The organism is Bradyrhizobium sp. SZCCHNGR1005 (assembly GCF_032489995.1).
Lineage (GTDB): Bacteria > Pseudomonadota > Alphaproteobacteria > Rhizobiales > Xanthobacteraceae > Bradyrhizobium.
In genome coordinates, this window is record NZ_JAUEZC010000006.1 from 288,169 (window position 1) to 303,621 (window position 15,453).

Sequence of the window (15,453 nt, forward strand, 5' to 3'; positions counted from 1 at the left end):
CCATGAGAGGATACGCCCGTGCCGACGCAAGGTCCGACGCGGGTGAGTGAGCGAGGAAGACACCCGCGTGTTGGGAGCGCCTGTTGTGGTTTGCTGAAATGGGGCAAGCCAGAAGCTCTGAGCGAGCTTAAGAACACGCAGCTTGCAACGACGGGCCGATTCGCCTCGTCTTTCAGACATATGGAACAGTCCTGCGCCAGTTTCAAGGGGAGCTTGGGGCGCGCTTGGTACAATTGCGGTACTCTGCTGCCCCAAATTTAGTCATTTGGAGTGCAGTGCATAAGATGACAGCAAAATGCTGGCAAATTAAACAGTTCAATTGCTTAAGCTGCGGGCACCGCGGTGCGACGTTCTGGCGCGTTTAGTCGAATTTCTCATTACGATTCAAATGCTTGTCGGTCGTGCGGGGCGTGGCACACTTCTTGCGATCCCTTGGCGCGCAGACGGCCGTGGTCGTTTCGGCCGCAAAGCACGCTGCGTCAGGGAGATCAGACCTCATGCTTACTCAATTCACTCAGGAATTATCGGCGCCGTTCAGTCGCCGCCGCTGGCTGGCCGCTGCTGCTGGCCTGGCGCTCGGCCTCGCCGGCTTCAGCTCGGCCAAGGCTGCGGAAGACACCATCAAGATCGGCGTTCTTCATTCGCTTTCCGGCACGATGGCCATCAGCGAAACCACGCTGAAGGACACGATCCTGTTTCTGATCGACGAGCAGAACAAGAAGGGCGGCGTGCTCGGCAAGAAGCTCGAGGCCGTCGTCGTCGATCCCGCGTCGAACTGGCCGCTGTTCGCCGAAAAGGCGCGCGAGCTGATCACCAAGGACAAGGTGGCGGTCGTGTTCGGCTGCTGGACTTCGGTGTCGCGCAAGTCGGTGCTGCCGGTGTTCAAGGAGCTCAACAGCATCCTGTTCTACCCCGTCCAGTACGAGGGCGAGGAGAGCGAGCGCAACGTGTTCTACACCGGCGCGGCGCCGAACCAGCAGGCGATCCCGGCGGTCGATTACCTGATGAAGGAAGAGAAGGTGAAGCGCTGGGTGCTGGAAGGCACCGACTATGTCTATCCGCGCACCACCAACAAGATCCTCGAGGCCTATCTGAAGTCGAAGGGGGTCGCCGCCGATGACATCATGATCAACTACACGCCGTTCGGCTTCTCCGATTGGCAGACCGAAGTCTCGAAGATCAAGGCGTTCGGCTCCGCCGGCAAGAAGACCGCAGTGGTCTCGACCGTCAACGGCGACGCCAACGTGCCGTTCTACAAGGAACTCGGCAACCAGGGCATCAAGGCCAAGGATATTCCGGTCGTCGCGTTCTCGGTGGGTGAGGAGGAGCTCGCCGGCATCGACACCAAGCCACTGGTCGGTCATCTTGCCGCCTGGAACTACTTCGAGTCGATCAAGACTCCGGCGAACGAGAAGTTCATCAAGGAGTGGCAGGCCTACACCAAGAATCCGAAGCGCGTGACCAACGATCCGATGGAGGCGCACTATATCGGCTTCAACATGTGGGTGAAGGCGGTCGAGAAGGCCAAGTCCACCGATGCGGACAAGGTGATCGATGCGCTGCCTGGCATCGAAGCGCCGAACCTGACTGGTGGCGTCTCGAAGATGCTGCCGAACCACCACATCACCAAGCCGGTGTTCATCGGCGAGATCAAGGGCGACGGCCAGTTCAGCGTGGTCTACAAGACCAAGGACCTGGTGCCGGGCGACGCCTGGTCGAAGGAGCTGGAAGGCTCCAAGGACCTGATCGGTGACTGGGTCGGCAAGAAGTGCGGCAACTTCAACGTCAAGACCAACAAGTGCCTGGGATCGGCCTCCTGAGCTGATTTGTTCGACCTGAGAAGGCGGCGGTGTCGCCGCCTTCTCTCGAGTGGAGCGGATCCGACATTCGCGACCATGCTGCGTGCTCATGGTCTTTTGTGCCACTGACTCCTGCCGGGGTTGTCCAGTGCCTGCCAATATTTTCGCTTTTCTCCGTACGCTGTGTCTGTCGATTGCATTGATCGCACTCGCGGTTCCGGCCCTTGCCGCCTCGTTCGAGGAGTCGGTCGGCAAATTCGCCACTGACGATTTCTCCGATACCGAGGAGGCGATCGGCGAGGTCGCAAGTTCCGGCAATGCGCTGGCGTTTCCGATCATCAGCGCGCTGCAGGATGAGCGGCTGATGTTCGATGCCGATACCAAGAAGGTCTACATCAAGCAGACCGACGGCAAGGCGATCGACGCCGCGACTGGCGCGGCGGTAGACGCAATTCCCGACAGCGCGTCCGCTGTCAATCTCAACAACCGTCTCCGGCGCGCGATCGATGCGGCGCTCGGCGGGCTCACCTTGATGTCGCCTGACCTATCGGCGCGCCTGTCAGCGGCACAAGCCGTCTTCAAGTCGCACGACGAGGCTCTGCTGCCGACCGTCGAAACCGCGCTCGCCAAGGAAACCAATCGCTCGGCCAAGCAGGCCCTGAGCGAAGCGCGAGCGGCGATTCTCCTGTTCAAGTCCGATGCCAGTGAAGCCGACAAGCTCGCGGCCGTCGCCACCGTCAGATCGCGCGGCGACCAGGACGCGCTGGCGCTCCTGACCGAGATCAGCGGCGGCGATCAGCCGGCCAGCGTCACCAAGGCGGCGACGGGCGCGATCACCTCGATCCAGAGCTCGCTGACGATCTGGTCGGGCGTGCAGAATGCCTGGTACGGACTGTCGCTCGGCTCGGTCCTGCTGCTCGCCGCGATCGGGCTAGCCATCACCTTCGGCGTGATGGGCGTGATCAACATGGCGCATGGCGAGATGGTGATGTTGGGAGCCTACACCACGTTCGTGGTGCAGGAGGTGATCCGGATCCGTTATCCCGCCCTTTTCGACTATTCGCTGCTGATCGCCGTGCCGCTGGCCTTTGTTGTCGCGGGCGCGATCGGCGTTCTGATCGAACGGACGATCATCCGCTTCCTCTATGGCCGGCCATTGGAAACCTTGCTCGCGACCTGGGGCTTGTCGCTGATCCTGCAGCAGGCGGTGCGTACCGCGTTCGGCCCGACCAACCGCGAGGTCGGCAATCCGTCCTGGATGAGCGGCGCTTTCGAACTCGGCCAGATCACGATCACCTACAACCGGCTCTGGATCCTCTGCTTCACCATGGCGGTGTTCGCGATTCTCCTTGCTATGCTGCGCTACACGGCGCTTGGCCTGGAAATGCGCGCGGTCACTCAGAACCGGCGCATGGCGGCTTCGATGGGCATCGCCACTTCGCGGGTCGACGCGCTGACCTTCGGGCTCGGCTCGGGCATTGCGGGCATCGCCGGCGTGGCGCTCTCGCAGATCGACAATGTCAGTCCGAACCTCGGCCAAAGCTACATCATCGACTCCTTCATGGTCGTGGTGTTCGGCGGTGTCGGTAATCTCTGGGGCACTCTGGTCGGCGCCTTCACGCTCGGCATCGCCAACAAGTTCCTCGAGCCGGTCGCCGGCGCCGTGCTCGGCAAGATCGCGATCCTGGTCCTGATCATCCTCTTCATCCAGAAGCGCCCGCGTGGCCTGTTCGCGCTCAAGGGCCGGGCGGTGGAAGCATGATGCCGCATATGCTCACCCGCTCGCTGGACCGCGCCGCGACCAGCTTCATCCTGGTCGTCGCGGCCTGCGGCATCCTCATCCCATTGTCCAACCTGCTCCTGCCGGCGGGCTCCGCTCTGCAGGTCCCGACCTATCTGGTCGCGCTGTGGGGCAAATATGTCTGCTACGCGATCCTCGCGCTCTCGATCGACCTGATCTGGGGCTATTGCGGCATTCTCTCGCTCGGTCACGGCGCCTTCTTCGCACTCGGCGGCTACGCCATGGGCATGTATCTGATGCGCCAAATCGGCAGCCGCGGTGTCTACGGCAATCCGATCCTGCCGGACTTCATGGTGTTCCTGAATTGGCCGAAGCTGCCCTGGTATTGGTACGGATTCGACATGTTCTGGTTTGCGGCGCTCATGGTGGTGGTCGTGCCGGGCCTGCTGGCGTTCTGCTTCGGCTGGCTCGCCTTCCGCTCCCGCGTCACCGGCGTCTATCTGTCGATCATCACGCAGGCGATGACCTATGCGCTGCTGCTGGCCTTCTTCCGCAACGACTTCGGTTTCGGTGGCAATAACGGCCTGACCGATTTCAAGGATATTCTCGGTTTCAACGTCCAGGCCGAGGGCACCCGCGCTGCGTTGTTCGCGCTGAGCTGCCTGGCGCTCATCATTGCATTCGCGATCTGCCGCGGCGTCGTATCCTCGAAACTCGGCAAGGTGCTGATCGCAATTCGCGACGCGGAATCGCGCACGCGCTTCCTCGGCTATCGCGTCGAGTCCTACAAGCTGTTCGTGTTCACGCTGTCGGCTTGCATGGCCGGCGTAGCCGGAGCGCTTTATGTGCCGCAGGTCGGCATCATCAACCCGAGCGAGTTCGCGCCCGGCAACTCCATTGAGGCCGTGATCTGGGTCGCGGTCGGCGGTCGCGGCACCTTGATCGGCGCCGCGCTCGGCGCCATCGTCGTCAACTACGCCAAGACCTTCTTTACCTCCGGTGCACTCGCGCCTTATTGGCTGTTCATGCTGGGCGCGCTGTTCGTGCTGGTGACCCTGCTGCTGCCCAAGGGGATCGTGGGCACCTTCAATTTCTGGTGGGAGCCGTTCAAGACCAAGCGCACTGAGGGCAATGCCGAGAGCGCCGCCCGCGAGGACGGCATCAGCGAACCCAAGCTGGCGGAGTGATCGGCATGAATGTCATGGACACAAGATCCACTTCCGCGCTGCTCTATCTCGACGGTGTGCACGTTTCCTTCGACGGTTTCCACGCCATCAATAATCTCTCGCTGACCCTCGAGCCCGGTGAGATGCGCGCGATCATCGGCCCAAACGGGGCCGGCAAGACCACGATGATGGACATTGTCACCGGCAAGACCAAGCCGGATGAAGGCACCGTGCTGTTCGACGGCACCACCGACCTGACCCGGCTCGACGAGACCCGCATCGCCGAGCTCGGCATCGGCCGCAAGTTCCAGAAGCCGACCGTGTTCGAGAGCCAATCGGTCGAGGACAACCTCCTGCTGGCGCTCAATGTCGACCACAGCGTCAAGGGCACCCTGTTCTGGCGGGGGTCGAGGAACGAGGCTGAGCAGATCGACAGGGTGCTGGAGACCGTGCGGCTGAAGGACCTCCGCCGCAAGCTCGCCGGCAGCCTGTCGCATGGCCAGAAGCAGTGGCTGGAGATCGGCATGCTCCTGGCGCAGGATCCGAAGCTTCTGCTGGTCGACGAGCCGGTTGCCGGAATGACCGATGTCGAGACGCACCAGACGGCGGAGCTGTTGAAACAGATCAACAAGGATCACACCGTCATGGTCGTCGAGCACGACATGACTTTCGTCCGCGAACTCGGGGTCAAGGTCACCTGCCTGCACGAGGGCACAGTGCTGGCCGAGGGCACCATCGATCAGGTCTCGTCCAACGAGCGGGTGATCGAAGTGTATTTGGGTCGATGAGGAACGGAGCGAATAGGGAGTAGCGAGCAGCGAATAGGGCGGCAGCGACCGCTCCTATACTCGCTGTTCGCCATTCGCAATTCGCGCAGAGGGGCGCGCTGATGCTCAAGGTCGACAACATCAATCTTTACTACGGCGCTGCCCAGGCCTTGCGCGGCGTCTCGCTTTCGGCCGAGCCCGGCAAGGTCACCTGCGTGCTCGGCCGCAATGGCGTCGGCAAGACGTCGCTGCTGCGCGCGCTGGTCGGACAATATCCTCTGGCCTCAGGCGGGATCAGTTTCGATGGCGCCGATATCACCCATCTGAAGCCCTATGAGCGGGCGCGGCGCGGGATCGGCCTTGTGCCGCAGGGGCGTGAGATCTTTCCGCTGCTGACGGTGGAAGAGAATCTGAAGACGGGCTTTGCGCCCTTGAAGCGCAGCGAGCGGACGATCCCCGACGATGTGTTCTCGCTGTTTCCGGTTCTGCAATCGATGCTCGGTCGGCGCGGCGGCGATCTTTCCGGCGGCCAGCAGCAGCAGCTCGCGATCGGGCGCGCCATGGTGATGCGGCCGAAGCTTCTGTTGCTGGACGAGCCGACCGAAGGTATCCAACCCTCGATCATCAAGGACATCGGCCGGGCGATCTCCTATCTGCGCAATCTCGGCAACATCGCGATCGTTCTGGTCGAGCAATATCTCGACTTTGCCTGTGAACTCGGCGACAATTTTGCCGTGATGGATCGTGGCGCCGTGAAATATACCTGCACGCGCGCCGAGCTCGACCCGGCCGAGATCAGTCGCCAAATGGCGCTGTAATGCGGGCGTGACGCGTCTTCGCGTCGAGGGGGAACGGATGACGGCCGAGCCGGCCAACGCGCTAGATATATTCGAGTCCAACCGCGCCCGCGGTGCCGTCCGCTTCGACGTGCGTCTGCAGGACGGCGTGACCCGCCGCGGCCGCCTGCATGAATCTGGTTCGCTCCGCGTCCGTTTTCCCTCGCCGGAGGACAACGGCCTTTCGGCCATGTTCGTCAACACGGCCGGCGGCATCGCCGGGGGCGATCGGTTCGCGATCGAGATCGCGGCTGGCGAGGGCGCGCGCCTGACCCTGACGACGGCCGCAGCCGAGAAGGTCTATCGCGCGCCGGGACGGCCTGCCGAGCTCGATATCTCGCTCAAGGTCGACGCTCGCGCCCATCTCTCCTGGCTGCCGCAGGAGACCATTCTGTTCGACCGTGCGCGCATGACGCGCCGGATCGACATCGATATGGACGAGAGCGCTTCGCTTTTGCTGTGCGAGATCGTCGTATTCGGGCGCACCGCGATGGGCGAGCAAATGCGCGAAGGTGCGTTCGTCGACCGCTGGCGGTTGCGCCGTGGCGGCAAACTCGTCTTCGCGGAGACCGTTCGGCTCGAGGGCGCAATCGGTGGCAAATTGGCGCAGGCCGCAGTCGCGAAAGGCGGCGCTGCGATCGGCACGGCGCTGATCGTGCCGGGCGATACCGCGCTCGTCGAGCGCATCAGAGAGAGCGCCTCATCGTTCGGAGGTGAGGTCGGACTTTCCGCCTGGAATGGATTTGCAATCGCGCGGTTCTGCGCCCAAGATACCGCGCGCCTGCGCGCCGATATGATGGCAGTGCTTGGCTGTGCATCCGATGTGCCGCTGCCGCGGCTGTGGCTCAACTAGGTGATTATTAGAGAGTTGGCATGAATCTGTCTCCTCGCGAAAAGGACAAGCTCTTGATCTCGATGGCGGCCATCGTGGCCCGCCGCAGGCTCGAACGCGGCGTCAAGCTCAATCACCCTGAGGCGGTGGCGATCATTTCCGATTTCATCCTGGAAGGCGCGCGCGACGGCCGCACCGTTGCCGACCTGATGCAGGCGGGAGCCCAGGTCTTGACACGCGAGCAGGTGATGCCCGGTATCCCCGAGATGATCCACGACATCCAGGTCGAAGCGACGTTCCCCGATGGCACCAAGCTCGTCACTGTGCACGAGCCGATCCGGTGAGGCGAGTCCATCAATCTCTGTCGTCATGCCCGGGCTCGACCCGGGCATCCACGTTCTTTGATCCGAATGGTAAGACGTGGATGACCGGGACAAGTCCGGCCATGACGCTGTGGAAACACATGAGGTAAACATGATCCCCGGCGAACTCTTCATCCAGGACGGCGAGATCGAGCTCAATGCCGGCCGCAAGACGGTGACGCTCACCGTCGCCAATACTGGCGATCGCCCGATCCAGGTCGGCTCGCACTACCATTTCTTCGAGACCAATCCGGCGCTGAAGTTCGATCGCAGGAAGGCGCGCGGCATGCGGCTCGACATCGCGGCCGGCACCGCGGTGCGTTTCGAGCCCGGCCAGACCCGCGAGGTGCAGCTGGTCGCGCTCGCCGGCAAGCGCACCGTTTACGGCTTCCGCGGCGACATCATGGGCAAGCTGTAGGATCATGCCGAGCGGCATCCGCCTCGTCTCCGAAGCCGCCGAACTCGCGGCCCGTCGCGATTCGGGCTGGCAGCGCAAAGGCCGCGGAGAAGAGCCCTCGATCAACCGCCTCGCCGAGGTCGCGAACCTGTTGATGGTTACCGACGGCGAAACGCCGTTCGAGGAGTTGAAGCGCACCGGGACTTTCGATTTCAAAGTCGGACAAGCCGAACTGACATACAAATTCGATGTCGGCCTGGACGTCGTCGCTGAATTTCAGGGTCTATGCCGTATGCCGGACAAATAGCGCGATTGAGCCGCGTGCAGTTTGAGAATTGGAGCAGGGGATGTCCGTCAAAATCAAGCGTTCCGTCTATGCCGACATGTTCGGGCCGACCACCGGCGACAAGGTGCGGCTCGCCGATACCGACTTGATCATCGAGGTCGAGAAGGATTTCACCACCTATGGCGAGGAGGTGAAGTTCGGCGGCGGCAAGGTGATCCGCGACGGCATGGGCCAGTCGCAAGTGACCAACAAGCAGGGCGCGGCCGACACCGTCATCACCAACGCGCTCATCGTCGACCATTGGGGCATCGTCAAAGCCGACGTCGCGATCAAAGACGGCATGATCAACGCGATCGGCAAGGCCGGCAATCCCGATATCCAGCCGGGTGTCACGATCGTCATCGGTCCGGGCACCGACGTGATCGCGGGTGAGGGCAAGATCCTCACGGCCGGCGGCTTCGACAGCCATATCCATTTCATCTGCCCGCAGCAGATCGAGCACGCGCTGATGTCGGGCGTCACCTCGATGCTGGGTGGCGGCACCGGTCCTTCGCACGGTACCTTCGCCACCACCTGCACGCCCGGCCCATGGCATATCGCGCGGATGATCCAGTCGTTCGACGCCTTCCCGGTCAATCTGGGCATTTCCGGCAAGGGCAATGCGGCGCGCCCCGCCGCGCTGGTCGAGATGATCAAGGCTGGCGCCTGTGCGCTCAAGTTGCATGAGGATTGGGGCACCACGCCGGCCGCGATCGACAACTGCCTTTCGGTCGCCGACGATCACGACATTCAGGTGATGCTGCACTCCGACACGCTCAACGAATCCGGCTTCGTCGAAGATACGATCAAGGCGTTCAAGGGCCGCACCATCCACGCCTTCCACACCGAGGGTGCGGGCGGCGGTCATGCGCCCGATATCATCAAGGTGGCCGGGCTGAAGAACGTGCTGCCGTCCTCGACCAATCCGACCCGGCCCTTCACGCGCAACACCATCGACGAGCATCTCGACATGCTGATGGTGTGCCACCATCTCGATCCTTCGATCGCAGAGGATCTCGCCTTCGCCGAAAGCCGCATCCGCAAGGAAACGATCGCTGCCGAAGACATCCTGCACGATCTCGGCGCACTTTCGATGCTGTCGTCGGATTCCCAAGCCATGGGTCGGCTCGGCGAAGTCATCATCCGTACCTGGCAGACTGCGGACAAGATGAAGAAGCAGCGTGGCGCACTGCCGCAGGACAAGGGCAATGACAACGACAACTTCCGCGTCAAGCGTTACATTGCCAAGTACACGATCAACCCGGCAATCGCGCATGGCGTCTCGAAGCTGATTGGATCGGTCGAGAAAGGCAAGCTCGCCGATCTCGTGCTGTGGTCGCCGGCCTTCTTCGGCGTCAAGCCGGATTGCGTCATCAAGGGCGGTTCGATCGTGGCAGCTCCAATGGGCGATCCGAACGCCTCGATCCCGACCCCGCAGCCGGTGCATTACCAGCCGATGTTCGCAGCGTTCGGCAAGGCGCTGACGGCCTCGTCCGTGGTGTTCACCTCGAAGGCGGCCGCCACCGGTGGGCTCGCCCGCCAGCTCGGGATCTCGAAGAAGCTCTACGCGGTGCAGAACACCCGCGGGCGAATCTCGAAGAAGAGCATGATCCATAATGACGCGCTGCCCAAGATCGAGGTCGACCCGGAAACCTATGAGGTACGTGCAGACGGCGAGCTCCTGACCTGCGAGCCGGCCGAGGTGCTGCCCATGGCGCAGCGCTATTTCATGTTCTAAGGTCTCTCCCGGTATAAGCAGAACCATACCGGGAGGAATCTTTCGTGATCTATGTCGTTGCGACCTTGACCGTCAAACCCGAAACACGCGCCGAATTCATTGCCGCCGCCACGGCCTGCATCGCGGAGACCCGCAAGGAGGCCGGTAACATCGCCTATGACTTGCATGAGAGCGTCACCGATCCCAGCAAGATGGTGTTCGTCGAACAATGGGAAAATGCGGAGGCTCTGGTGCCGCATCGTTCGGCCGAACACATGAAGACGTTCGGTCGTGTCGCCGTGAAGTGCATGACGGCGCCGCCGCGGATCGAGGTCATCACGCCCGAGAAGGTTGATGTTCGTTAAGCGGAATATGGACGAATGAGGTTCTCAGCATGATCCGAGCCACACGCGTTCTGGGCCAGCACCACTGGCGCGAAGCCGCTGCCGATACTGTCGTGCTCGATTTCGACGACCGTCACCGGCGGCGGACGGCAATGACCGGCACCCGCGGGCTCCAGTTCCTGCTGGATCTGGAGCGCGCCGTCGCCTTGCGCGGCGGCGATGCACTGGTGCTCGAAGACGGTCGCTTGGTCGAGGTCGTCGCAGCAGCGGAGCCGCTGCTGGAGATTCGTGCCACCGATCCGCAGCATCTGGTGCGGCTCGCCTGGCATCTCGGCAATCGCCATCTGCCGACGCAGATTATGGCCAAGGCTCTGCGCATCCGTCGCGACCATGTCATCGAGGGGATGGTGAAGGGGCTCGGCGCACGCGTGATCGAGATCGAAGCGCCGTTCGATCCGGAAGGCGGCGCCTATGCCGAGCCGGCGCATGGTCACGACGACGCGCACGATCATGCGCACAAGCACGGCGCACACGATCATGCGCATCACGGCCATGGCTGCGGTCACGCTCATGATCACGGCCACGAGCATCATGATCATGATGGTGAACATCACCATGAGCACGATGACCATTGTGGACACGCGCATCACCACGGCCATTCCCATGCTCATGACCGCACATGAGGTCGAACGCGATCGTGAGGTGATGACCGGGGTCGAGGCTGCTGCGCTGTACCGGCTGCTGACTTGGCTGTCGCCGTCCTTCCCTGTCGGCGGCTTCTCCTATTCGAGCGGCATCGAATGGGCCGTGGAGGCCGGTGACGTCACGGATGCGGCGAGTTTGCATGACTGGTTATCGGCGATGCTGACCGACGGCGCGGGCTTCTGCGACGGCGTGTTTCTGGCGCAGGCGCATCGCGCGATGGAAACGGATGATCGGGGTGCGTTGCGCGAGGTGGCCGAGCTCGCGGCCGCCTTTGTGCCGTCGCGTGAGCGGCAGCTTGAAACAACGGCGCAGGGGCGGGCATTCGTCGAGATCGCACGCGCCGCCTGGACTTGCGGTGGGCTGGATGACGCGATCTCTCAATGCGAGACTGTCGTCTACCCGGTTGCCGTCGGCATCCTGGCATCGGCGCATGACATCCCACTTCCGCCCACGCTGCACGCCTTTCTCCATGCGTTGACTTCGAACTGGATCTCGGCCGGCAGCCGGCTGATCCCGCTCGGTCAGACCGACAGCCAGCGCGTGCTCGCGGCGCTCGAACCGGTGGTGACGGCCACGGCCAACCGCGCGCTGGCAGCCACGCTGGACGATCTCGGCAGCGCCACTTTCCGCGCCGATCTCGCCAGCCTTCGCCATGAGACGCAATATACGAGGCTGTTTCGGTCGTGATGCAGTTCAATGCTCTCCAGTCGTCCCGGCGAACGCGGGGACCCACAGCCACTGGCAATTATTATTGCGTGAGGCGTCAGCCATTCTGCTCTGCCGATATATCACGCGTTATCGGTCCCGGCGTGCGCCAGGACGACAGCAATGCGAGGGTTGTCTAAAATGTCATCTTCTCACGGCCCGTTGCGCGTCGGTATCGGTGGCCCGGTCGGATCAGGCAAGACGGCCCTGATGGACCTGTTATGTAAATCGATGCGCGAGCGCTACGACATCGCGGCGATCACGAACGACATCTACACCAAATGGGACGCCGAGTTTCTGGTGCGCTCAGGCTCGCTGACGCCGGATCGCATCGCCGGCGTTGAGACTGGCGGGTGCCCTCATACCGCGATCCGGGAGGATGCCTCGATGAACCTCGCCGCCGTCGCCGACATGTGCGCGAAATTCCCGGATCTCGATCTCGTGCTGATCGAATCCGGCGGAGACAATCTGGCCGCGACCTTCTCGCCGGAGCTCGCCGATCTCACGATCTACGTCATCGACGTCGCAGCCGGCGACAAGATTCCCTCGAAGGGCGGCCCGGGCATCACGCGCTCCGATCTTCTGGTGATCAATAAGATCGATTTGGCACCTCATGTCGGGGCATCGCTCGAGAAGATGGAGCGCGATGCCACGCGGATGCGCGGCGAACGTCCTTTCGTAATGACCAATCTCAAGAAGAACCAGGGGCTCGATCGGATCATTGGCTTCATCGAGACCAAGGGCGGCCTGAGCCCGTCGAAGCTTCGCGCTGGGGCGCGCTGATCTGCCGCACCCCTCGTGGCCGACCGGCGACGCTGCCGGTTCTGACGCAAAAAAGCCGCACGGCGGCCGGAACAAAGTTTGCTTTCGGCGTTTACAAAAGGTCCGGATTCCGGCCTGACGGTGTGCCCCCTCCGGGATAATCGGAGGGTTCGAGAATTGCGTCCCGTTGGCTCAATCATGATATGTTTGGTCGGCTGTGTTTTTGCGTTCATGAGTAAGCGGTCCAGGCTTTTGATGACTCGTTTACCCCAACCCTCGATCGCAGAGTAAACGAGTGCTTCGGCTCGGTGTCATCATCGGTGCGATCGCGCTGATCGGGACGGTGCTCTCCGGCCTCGCCGCCTATCGTGTGCACGACCAGGAGCTGGCCCTCGATCGCATCGCTCTGGCCCGGGCTATCGATGTTCACGCCAGCCTCGTGCAGGACCGTCTGACCGAACGCGAGTTGCTGGCGCGTGTGGCGTCGCGGCTGTTTCGTGCGCCGACGGTTATCCGCGCCAATATGCTCCAGCCGCTCCGCGCCGCGATCTACGCGTTCAAGACCGACTTCGTGGTCGCGGCCTGGGTCGCGCGGCTCAAGCCTGACGAACTGCCTGCTGCGCGCAACGAACTTCAGCGGTCCGGCTTCGCCAATCCCACCATTCACAATGTCGACGGCAAGCCGCTTGATCAACAGGGACTCGATCACCCGATCGACGTGTTGATGGATCTTGAGCCGCGCAGCGCCGAGACCGCATCGCTTCCAGGGGTGGTGCTGGACGGACATCCGGTCTTCGGTCCGACGCTGGCCCGCGCCCTGGCCGAGGGCAAGCCGATCGCCTCCGATCCGTCCTCGCTATTGGGGGCAAATGGTCCGGTCGGCCTGATGCTCGCAGCGCCGGTCGTTCCGGACGATGCGAGTTCGGCGGTTGGGTTCGTCGCCTTCTCCTACGAGCTCGGTCCCTTGATGCTCACCAACGACGACCTGTCGCTGTTTTCGGTCGCGCTCAAGGATCCGCGTAGCGCGACCAGCGAGCTGATCGCCAACGATCAAGGCGTGGTGACCATCCGGACGCGCGAACCGGAAGCGGCTCCGCCATCGGCCACGCGCACGGTCACCTTCGGCAATCGCGACTGGTCGCTCGTCTATTATGCCAAGAGCAATTCGATGCGGCGTGCCCAGCAGACGGCGGCGATCGTCGGTGTCATCGGGCTTGCGCTGACGGGCATCGTCTGTGGTCTGTTCGGTTACGTGGCCTACAATAATCTGCGGCTCAGCCGGGAAATCCAGGTGCGGATCGGCTTCGAGCGGCGGCTGACCGCCGTGATCGACGAGCTGAACCACCGGGTCAAGAACATCCTGGCCGTGATCCAATCGATCGTCACCCGTACCCTGCGTCACGGCAGCGACATCGACAGCGCGCGCGAACTTCTGATCGGACGCATTCACGCGATGTCGAATGTCGTCACGTTGCTCAGCGAAAGCCAATGGCAGGGCGTGCACCTGCGCGGCCTGTTCGAGGCGCGAGCCATTCCGCACGCCGAGCGAATCGCCATCAGCGGCCCCGACATCACGGTCAGCGCACGCGCCGCGCAGAGTCTGTCATTGCTGTTCTTCGAGCTCGCCTCGCATTCCGACGAGGGCTTGTCGTTGGTCGGTAAGCACCCGCACATTACGGCGAAATGGGAGGTGACGGGCGATGAATCGGAGATGGTGTTTCACTTCCGCTGGGAGGAGTTCAACACCAGCGAGGCCACACGAAGGCCGGACAGCGATTTCGGCCTGATCCTGCTCGATCGCGTCGCTCCGGAAGCGCTTGGTGGTACGTCCAAGCGCTACTTCACCGAAGCAAGCTATGTCTACGAACTCACCGCGCCGATGGTGACCGTTGTTGACATGACCGAGCGCGACCGCACCGAAAAGTTCTCAGCTCCGGTACGTCCGGCTCGCTGATCCTCATCCGCTGCAGCCCTCCAGCGTCCATTCGTAGATCGGGGCGGGCGCGTGAGCATGCGGCGCCTGCATTGACGAGCCGACAAGCCGGCAGGCGGCACGAACGAAAAGGCGGCCATCGAGGCCGCCTTTTATATTTGTCAGTTGTCGGTCGGCGAGCGGATCAGCCGCCGCTGCCGCCGATCACGGCCCGTACCGTCTCATCGGGACCGAAATCCTCGGCACCTTCGACATAGAGCAGGGCCGCCAGCTTCGATCGCGCACGATTGACGCGGCTCTTGATCGTGCCGACCGCGCAGCCGCAGATCGCAGCGGCATCCTCGTAGGAGAAGCCGGACGCTCCAACCAGGATCAACGCTTCCCGCTGGTCCTGGGGCAGCTTATCGAGCGCCGCGCGAAACTCCTCAAACTCCAAATGCGCGCCCTGTGCAGGATGCGTCTTCAGGGTTTTGGCATAATTGCCTTCGGCATCCTCCACCTCTCGCCGCCGCTTGCGATAGTCGGAGCGAAACAAGTTGCGCAGGATCGTGAACAGCCATGCCGGCAGATTGGAGCCGGGTTGGAAGGAATCGATATTGGCGAGGGCACGCAGCAGCGTTTCCTGCACCAGATCGTCGGCGCGGTCACTGTTACCGCTGAGCGAGATGGCAAAGGCTCGCAGGCTCGGAACGGAAGCCAGAATGTCGTCCCGCAGGGAGTCAGTGAGAGGCATTAGTCCCTCCCGTTATTTTGGTCGTTGGATCCCCCGCTGTTGTCCACGTGGGGTGGATCCCCCGAGACATCAAGCTTCCGGATCAAATCCGCAAACCGGTCGGGGACACCCTGGCGGACGACATCGTCGTACATGGCGCGGAGCTGGTGTCCAATTCTGGACTGAATCTCCGCATTGAGCCCGCCGGGCTTGCGCGGTGCCGCAATCTTGCTGGCTTGAGACTTTACATCCTTCATGACCTTTTCCACGTTTCCCCGAGAGTTAAGTCCCTGAAGCTTCAAGAATTATTCTCGTCGTTGAGAGGTGTGTCGGGAACTAATGCGAACCGA

16 protein-coding genes and 1 pseudogene are annotated in these 15,453 nt (G+C 62.5%); 15 read left to right on the forward strand and 2 right to left on the reverse strand.

Going from position 1 to position 15,453, the window contains the following annotated elements:
- Positions 1–497: 497 nt before the first annotated feature.
- The 15 genes and pseudogenes from urtA to QXZ85_RS25085 all read left to right on the forward strand — a co-directional run bounded on the left by urtA (position 498) and on the right by QXZ85_RS25085 (position 14,412).
- Positions 498–1,820, forward strand: coding sequence for an urea ABC transporter substrate-binding protein (gene urtA, locus QXZ85_RS25015; protein WP_315728242.1), 1,323 nt, complete (start codon positions 498–500; stop codon positions 1,818–1,820).
- Between the two features lie 127 nt (positions 1,821–1,947).
- Positions 1,948–3,561 carry an urea ABC transporter permease subunit UrtB gene (urtB, locus tag QXZ85_RS25020; RefSeq protein ID WP_316174991.1) on the forward strand — a complete coding sequence of 538 codons (1,614 nt, stop codon included), beginning with the start codon at positions 1,948–1,950 and terminating at the stop codon, positions 3,559–3,561.
- On the forward strand, positions 3,558–4,727 hold the full coding sequence (gene urtC, locus QXZ85_RS25025) for an urea ABC transporter permease subunit UrtC (protein WP_316174989.1): 1,170 nt from the start codon (positions 3,558–3,560) through the stop codon (positions 4,725–4,727). Before urtB ends, urtC begins: the two co-directional genes overlap by 4 nt.
- Before the next feature lie 5 nt (positions 4,728–4,732).
- On the forward strand, positions 4,733–5,494 hold the full coding sequence (gene urtD / locus QXZ85_RS25030) for an urea ABC transporter ATP-binding protein UrtD (RefSeq protein WP_315702951.1): 762 nt from the start codon (positions 4,733–4,735) through the stop codon (positions 5,492–5,494).
- A gap of 101 nt (positions 5,495–5,595) precedes the next feature.
- Positions 5,596–6,291, forward strand: coding sequence for an urea ABC transporter ATP-binding subunit UrtE (gene urtE, locus QXZ85_RS25035; RefSeq protein WP_315702952.1), 696 nt, complete (start codon positions 5,596–5,598; stop codon positions 6,289–6,291).
- A 37-nt stretch (positions 6,292–6,328) separates the two neighbouring features.
- Positions 6,329–7,162 carry an urease accessory protein UreD gene (locus tag QXZ85_RS25040; protein ID WP_315728342.1) on the forward strand — a complete coding sequence of 278 codons (834 nt, stop codon included), beginning with the start codon at positions 6,329–6,331 and terminating at the stop codon, positions 7,160–7,162.
- A gap of 20 nt (positions 7,163–7,182) precedes the next feature.
- A complete protein-coding gene (locus QXZ85_RS25045; RefSeq protein WP_315702953.1) occupies positions 7,183–7,485 on the forward strand; it encodes an urease subunit gamma in 303 nt (100 codons plus the stop codon).
- Between the two features lie 130 nt (positions 7,486–7,615).
- On the forward strand, positions 7,616–7,921 hold the full coding sequence (locus tag QXZ85_RS25050) for an urease subunit beta (protein WP_315743930.1): 306 nt from the start codon (positions 7,616–7,618) through the stop codon (positions 7,919–7,921).
- 4 nt (positions 7,922–7,925) lie between these two features.
- Positions 7,926–8,069 (forward strand): annotated as a pseudogene (locus tag QXZ85_RS25055) (phosphohydrolase); the annotation flags it as partial.
- Between the two features lie 178 nt (positions 8,070–8,247).
- Complete coding sequence (gene ureC, locus QXZ85_RS25060) at positions 8,248–9,963, forward strand: urease subunit alpha (protein WP_315702956.1); 1,716 nt, start codon at positions 8,248–8,250, stop codon at positions 9,961–9,963.
- A gap of 44 nt (positions 9,964–10,007) precedes the next feature.
- Positions 10,008–10,307 carry a putative quinol monooxygenase gene (locus QXZ85_RS25065; RefSeq protein WP_315702957.1) on the forward strand — a complete coding sequence of 100 codons (300 nt, stop codon included), beginning with the start codon at positions 10,008–10,010 and terminating at the stop codon, positions 10,305–10,307.
- A 29-nt stretch (positions 10,308–10,336) separates the two neighbouring features.
- On the forward strand, positions 10,337–10,969 hold the full coding sequence (locus QXZ85_RS25070) for an urease accessory protein UreE (RefSeq protein ID WP_315702958.1): 633 nt from the start codon (positions 10,337–10,339) through the stop codon (positions 10,967–10,969).
- Positions 10,956–11,678 (forward strand): urease accessory protein UreF, encoded by a 723-nt coding sequence (locus QXZ85_RS25075; protein WP_315743969.1) that lies wholly within the window; start codon positions 10,956–10,958, stop codon positions 11,676–11,678. Before QXZ85_RS25070 ends, QXZ85_RS25075 begins: the two co-directional genes overlap by 14 nt.
- A gap of 159 nt (positions 11,679–11,837) precedes the next feature.
- Entirely contained in the window at positions 11,838–12,479 is a 642-nt protein-coding gene (ureG, locus tag QXZ85_RS25080) for an urease accessory protein UreG (RefSeq protein ID WP_315702959.1), read from the forward strand.
- Between the two features lie 274 nt (positions 12,480–12,753).
- Complete coding sequence (locus tag QXZ85_RS25085; protein ID WP_315768794.1) at positions 12,754–14,412, forward strand: HWE histidine kinase domain-containing protein; 1,659 nt, start codon at positions 12,754–12,756, stop codon at positions 14,410–14,412.
- A gap of 163 nt (positions 14,413–14,575) precedes the next feature.
- Here QXZ85_RS25085 and QXZ85_RS25090 read toward each other — a convergent pair whose 3' ends face one another.
- On the reverse strand, positions 14,576–15,124 hold the full coding sequence (locus tag QXZ85_RS25090; protein ID WP_315702961.1) for a sigma-70 family RNA polymerase sigma factor: 549 nt from the start codon (positions 15,122–15,124) through the stop codon (positions 14,576–14,578).
- Complete coding sequence (locus QXZ85_RS25095) at positions 15,124–15,360, reverse strand: NepR family anti-sigma factor (protein ID WP_315702962.1); 237 nt, start codon at positions 15,358–15,360, stop codon at positions 15,124–15,126. Before QXZ85_RS25095 ends, QXZ85_RS25090 begins: the two co-directional genes overlap by 1 nt.
- Between the last annotated feature and the right edge of the window lie 93 nt (positions 15,361–15,453).

Coding starts and splice junctions, on each gene's coding strand:
- QXZ85_RS25045 (WP_315702953.1), top strand. CDS start 7,183: ATGAATCTGTCTCCTCGCGAAAAGGACAAGCTCTTGATCTCGATGGCG.
- QXZ85_RS25075 (WP_315743969.1), top strand. CDS start 10,956: ATGACCGCACATGAGGTCGAACGCGATCGTGAGGTGATGACCGGGGTC.
- urtA (WP_315728242.1), top strand. CDS start 498: ATGCTTACTCAATTCACTCAGGAATTATCGGCGCCGTTCAGTCGCCGC.
- ureC (WP_315702956.1), top strand. CDS start 8,248: ATGTCCGTCAAAATCAAGCGTTCCGTCTATGCCGACATGTTCGGGCCG.
- urtD (WP_315702951.1), top strand. CDS start 4,733: ATGAATGTCATGGACACAAGATCCACTTCCGCGCTGCTCTATCTCGAC.
- QXZ85_RS25095 (WP_315702962.1), bottom strand. CDS start 15,360: ATGAAGGATGTAAAGTCTCAAGCCAGCAAGATTGCGGCACCGCGCAAG.
- ureG (WP_315702959.1), top strand. CDS start 11,838: ATGTCATCTTCTCACGGCCCGTTGCGCGTCGGTATCGGTGGCCCGGTC.
- QXZ85_RS25050 (WP_315743930.1), top strand. CDS start 7,616: ATGATCCCCGGCGAACTCTTCATCCAGGACGGCGAGATCGAGCTCAAT.
- urtC (WP_316174989.1), top strand. CDS start 3,558: ATGATGCCGCATATGCTCACCCGCTCGCTGGACCGCGCCGCGACCAGC.
- urtE (WP_315702952.1), top strand. CDS start 5,596: ATGCTCAAGGTCGACAACATCAATCTTTACTACGGCGCTGCCCAGGCC.
- QXZ85_RS25070 (WP_315702958.1), top strand. CDS start 10,337: ATGATCCGAGCCACACGCGTTCTGGGCCAGCACCACTGGCGCGAAGCC.
- QXZ85_RS25090 (WP_315702961.1), bottom strand. CDS start 15,124: ATGCCTCTCACTGACTCCCTGCGGGACGACATTCTGGCTTCCGTTCCG.
- QXZ85_RS25040 (WP_315728342.1), top strand. CDS start 6,329: ATGACGGCCGAGCCGGCCAACGCGCTAGATATATTCGAGTCCAACCGC.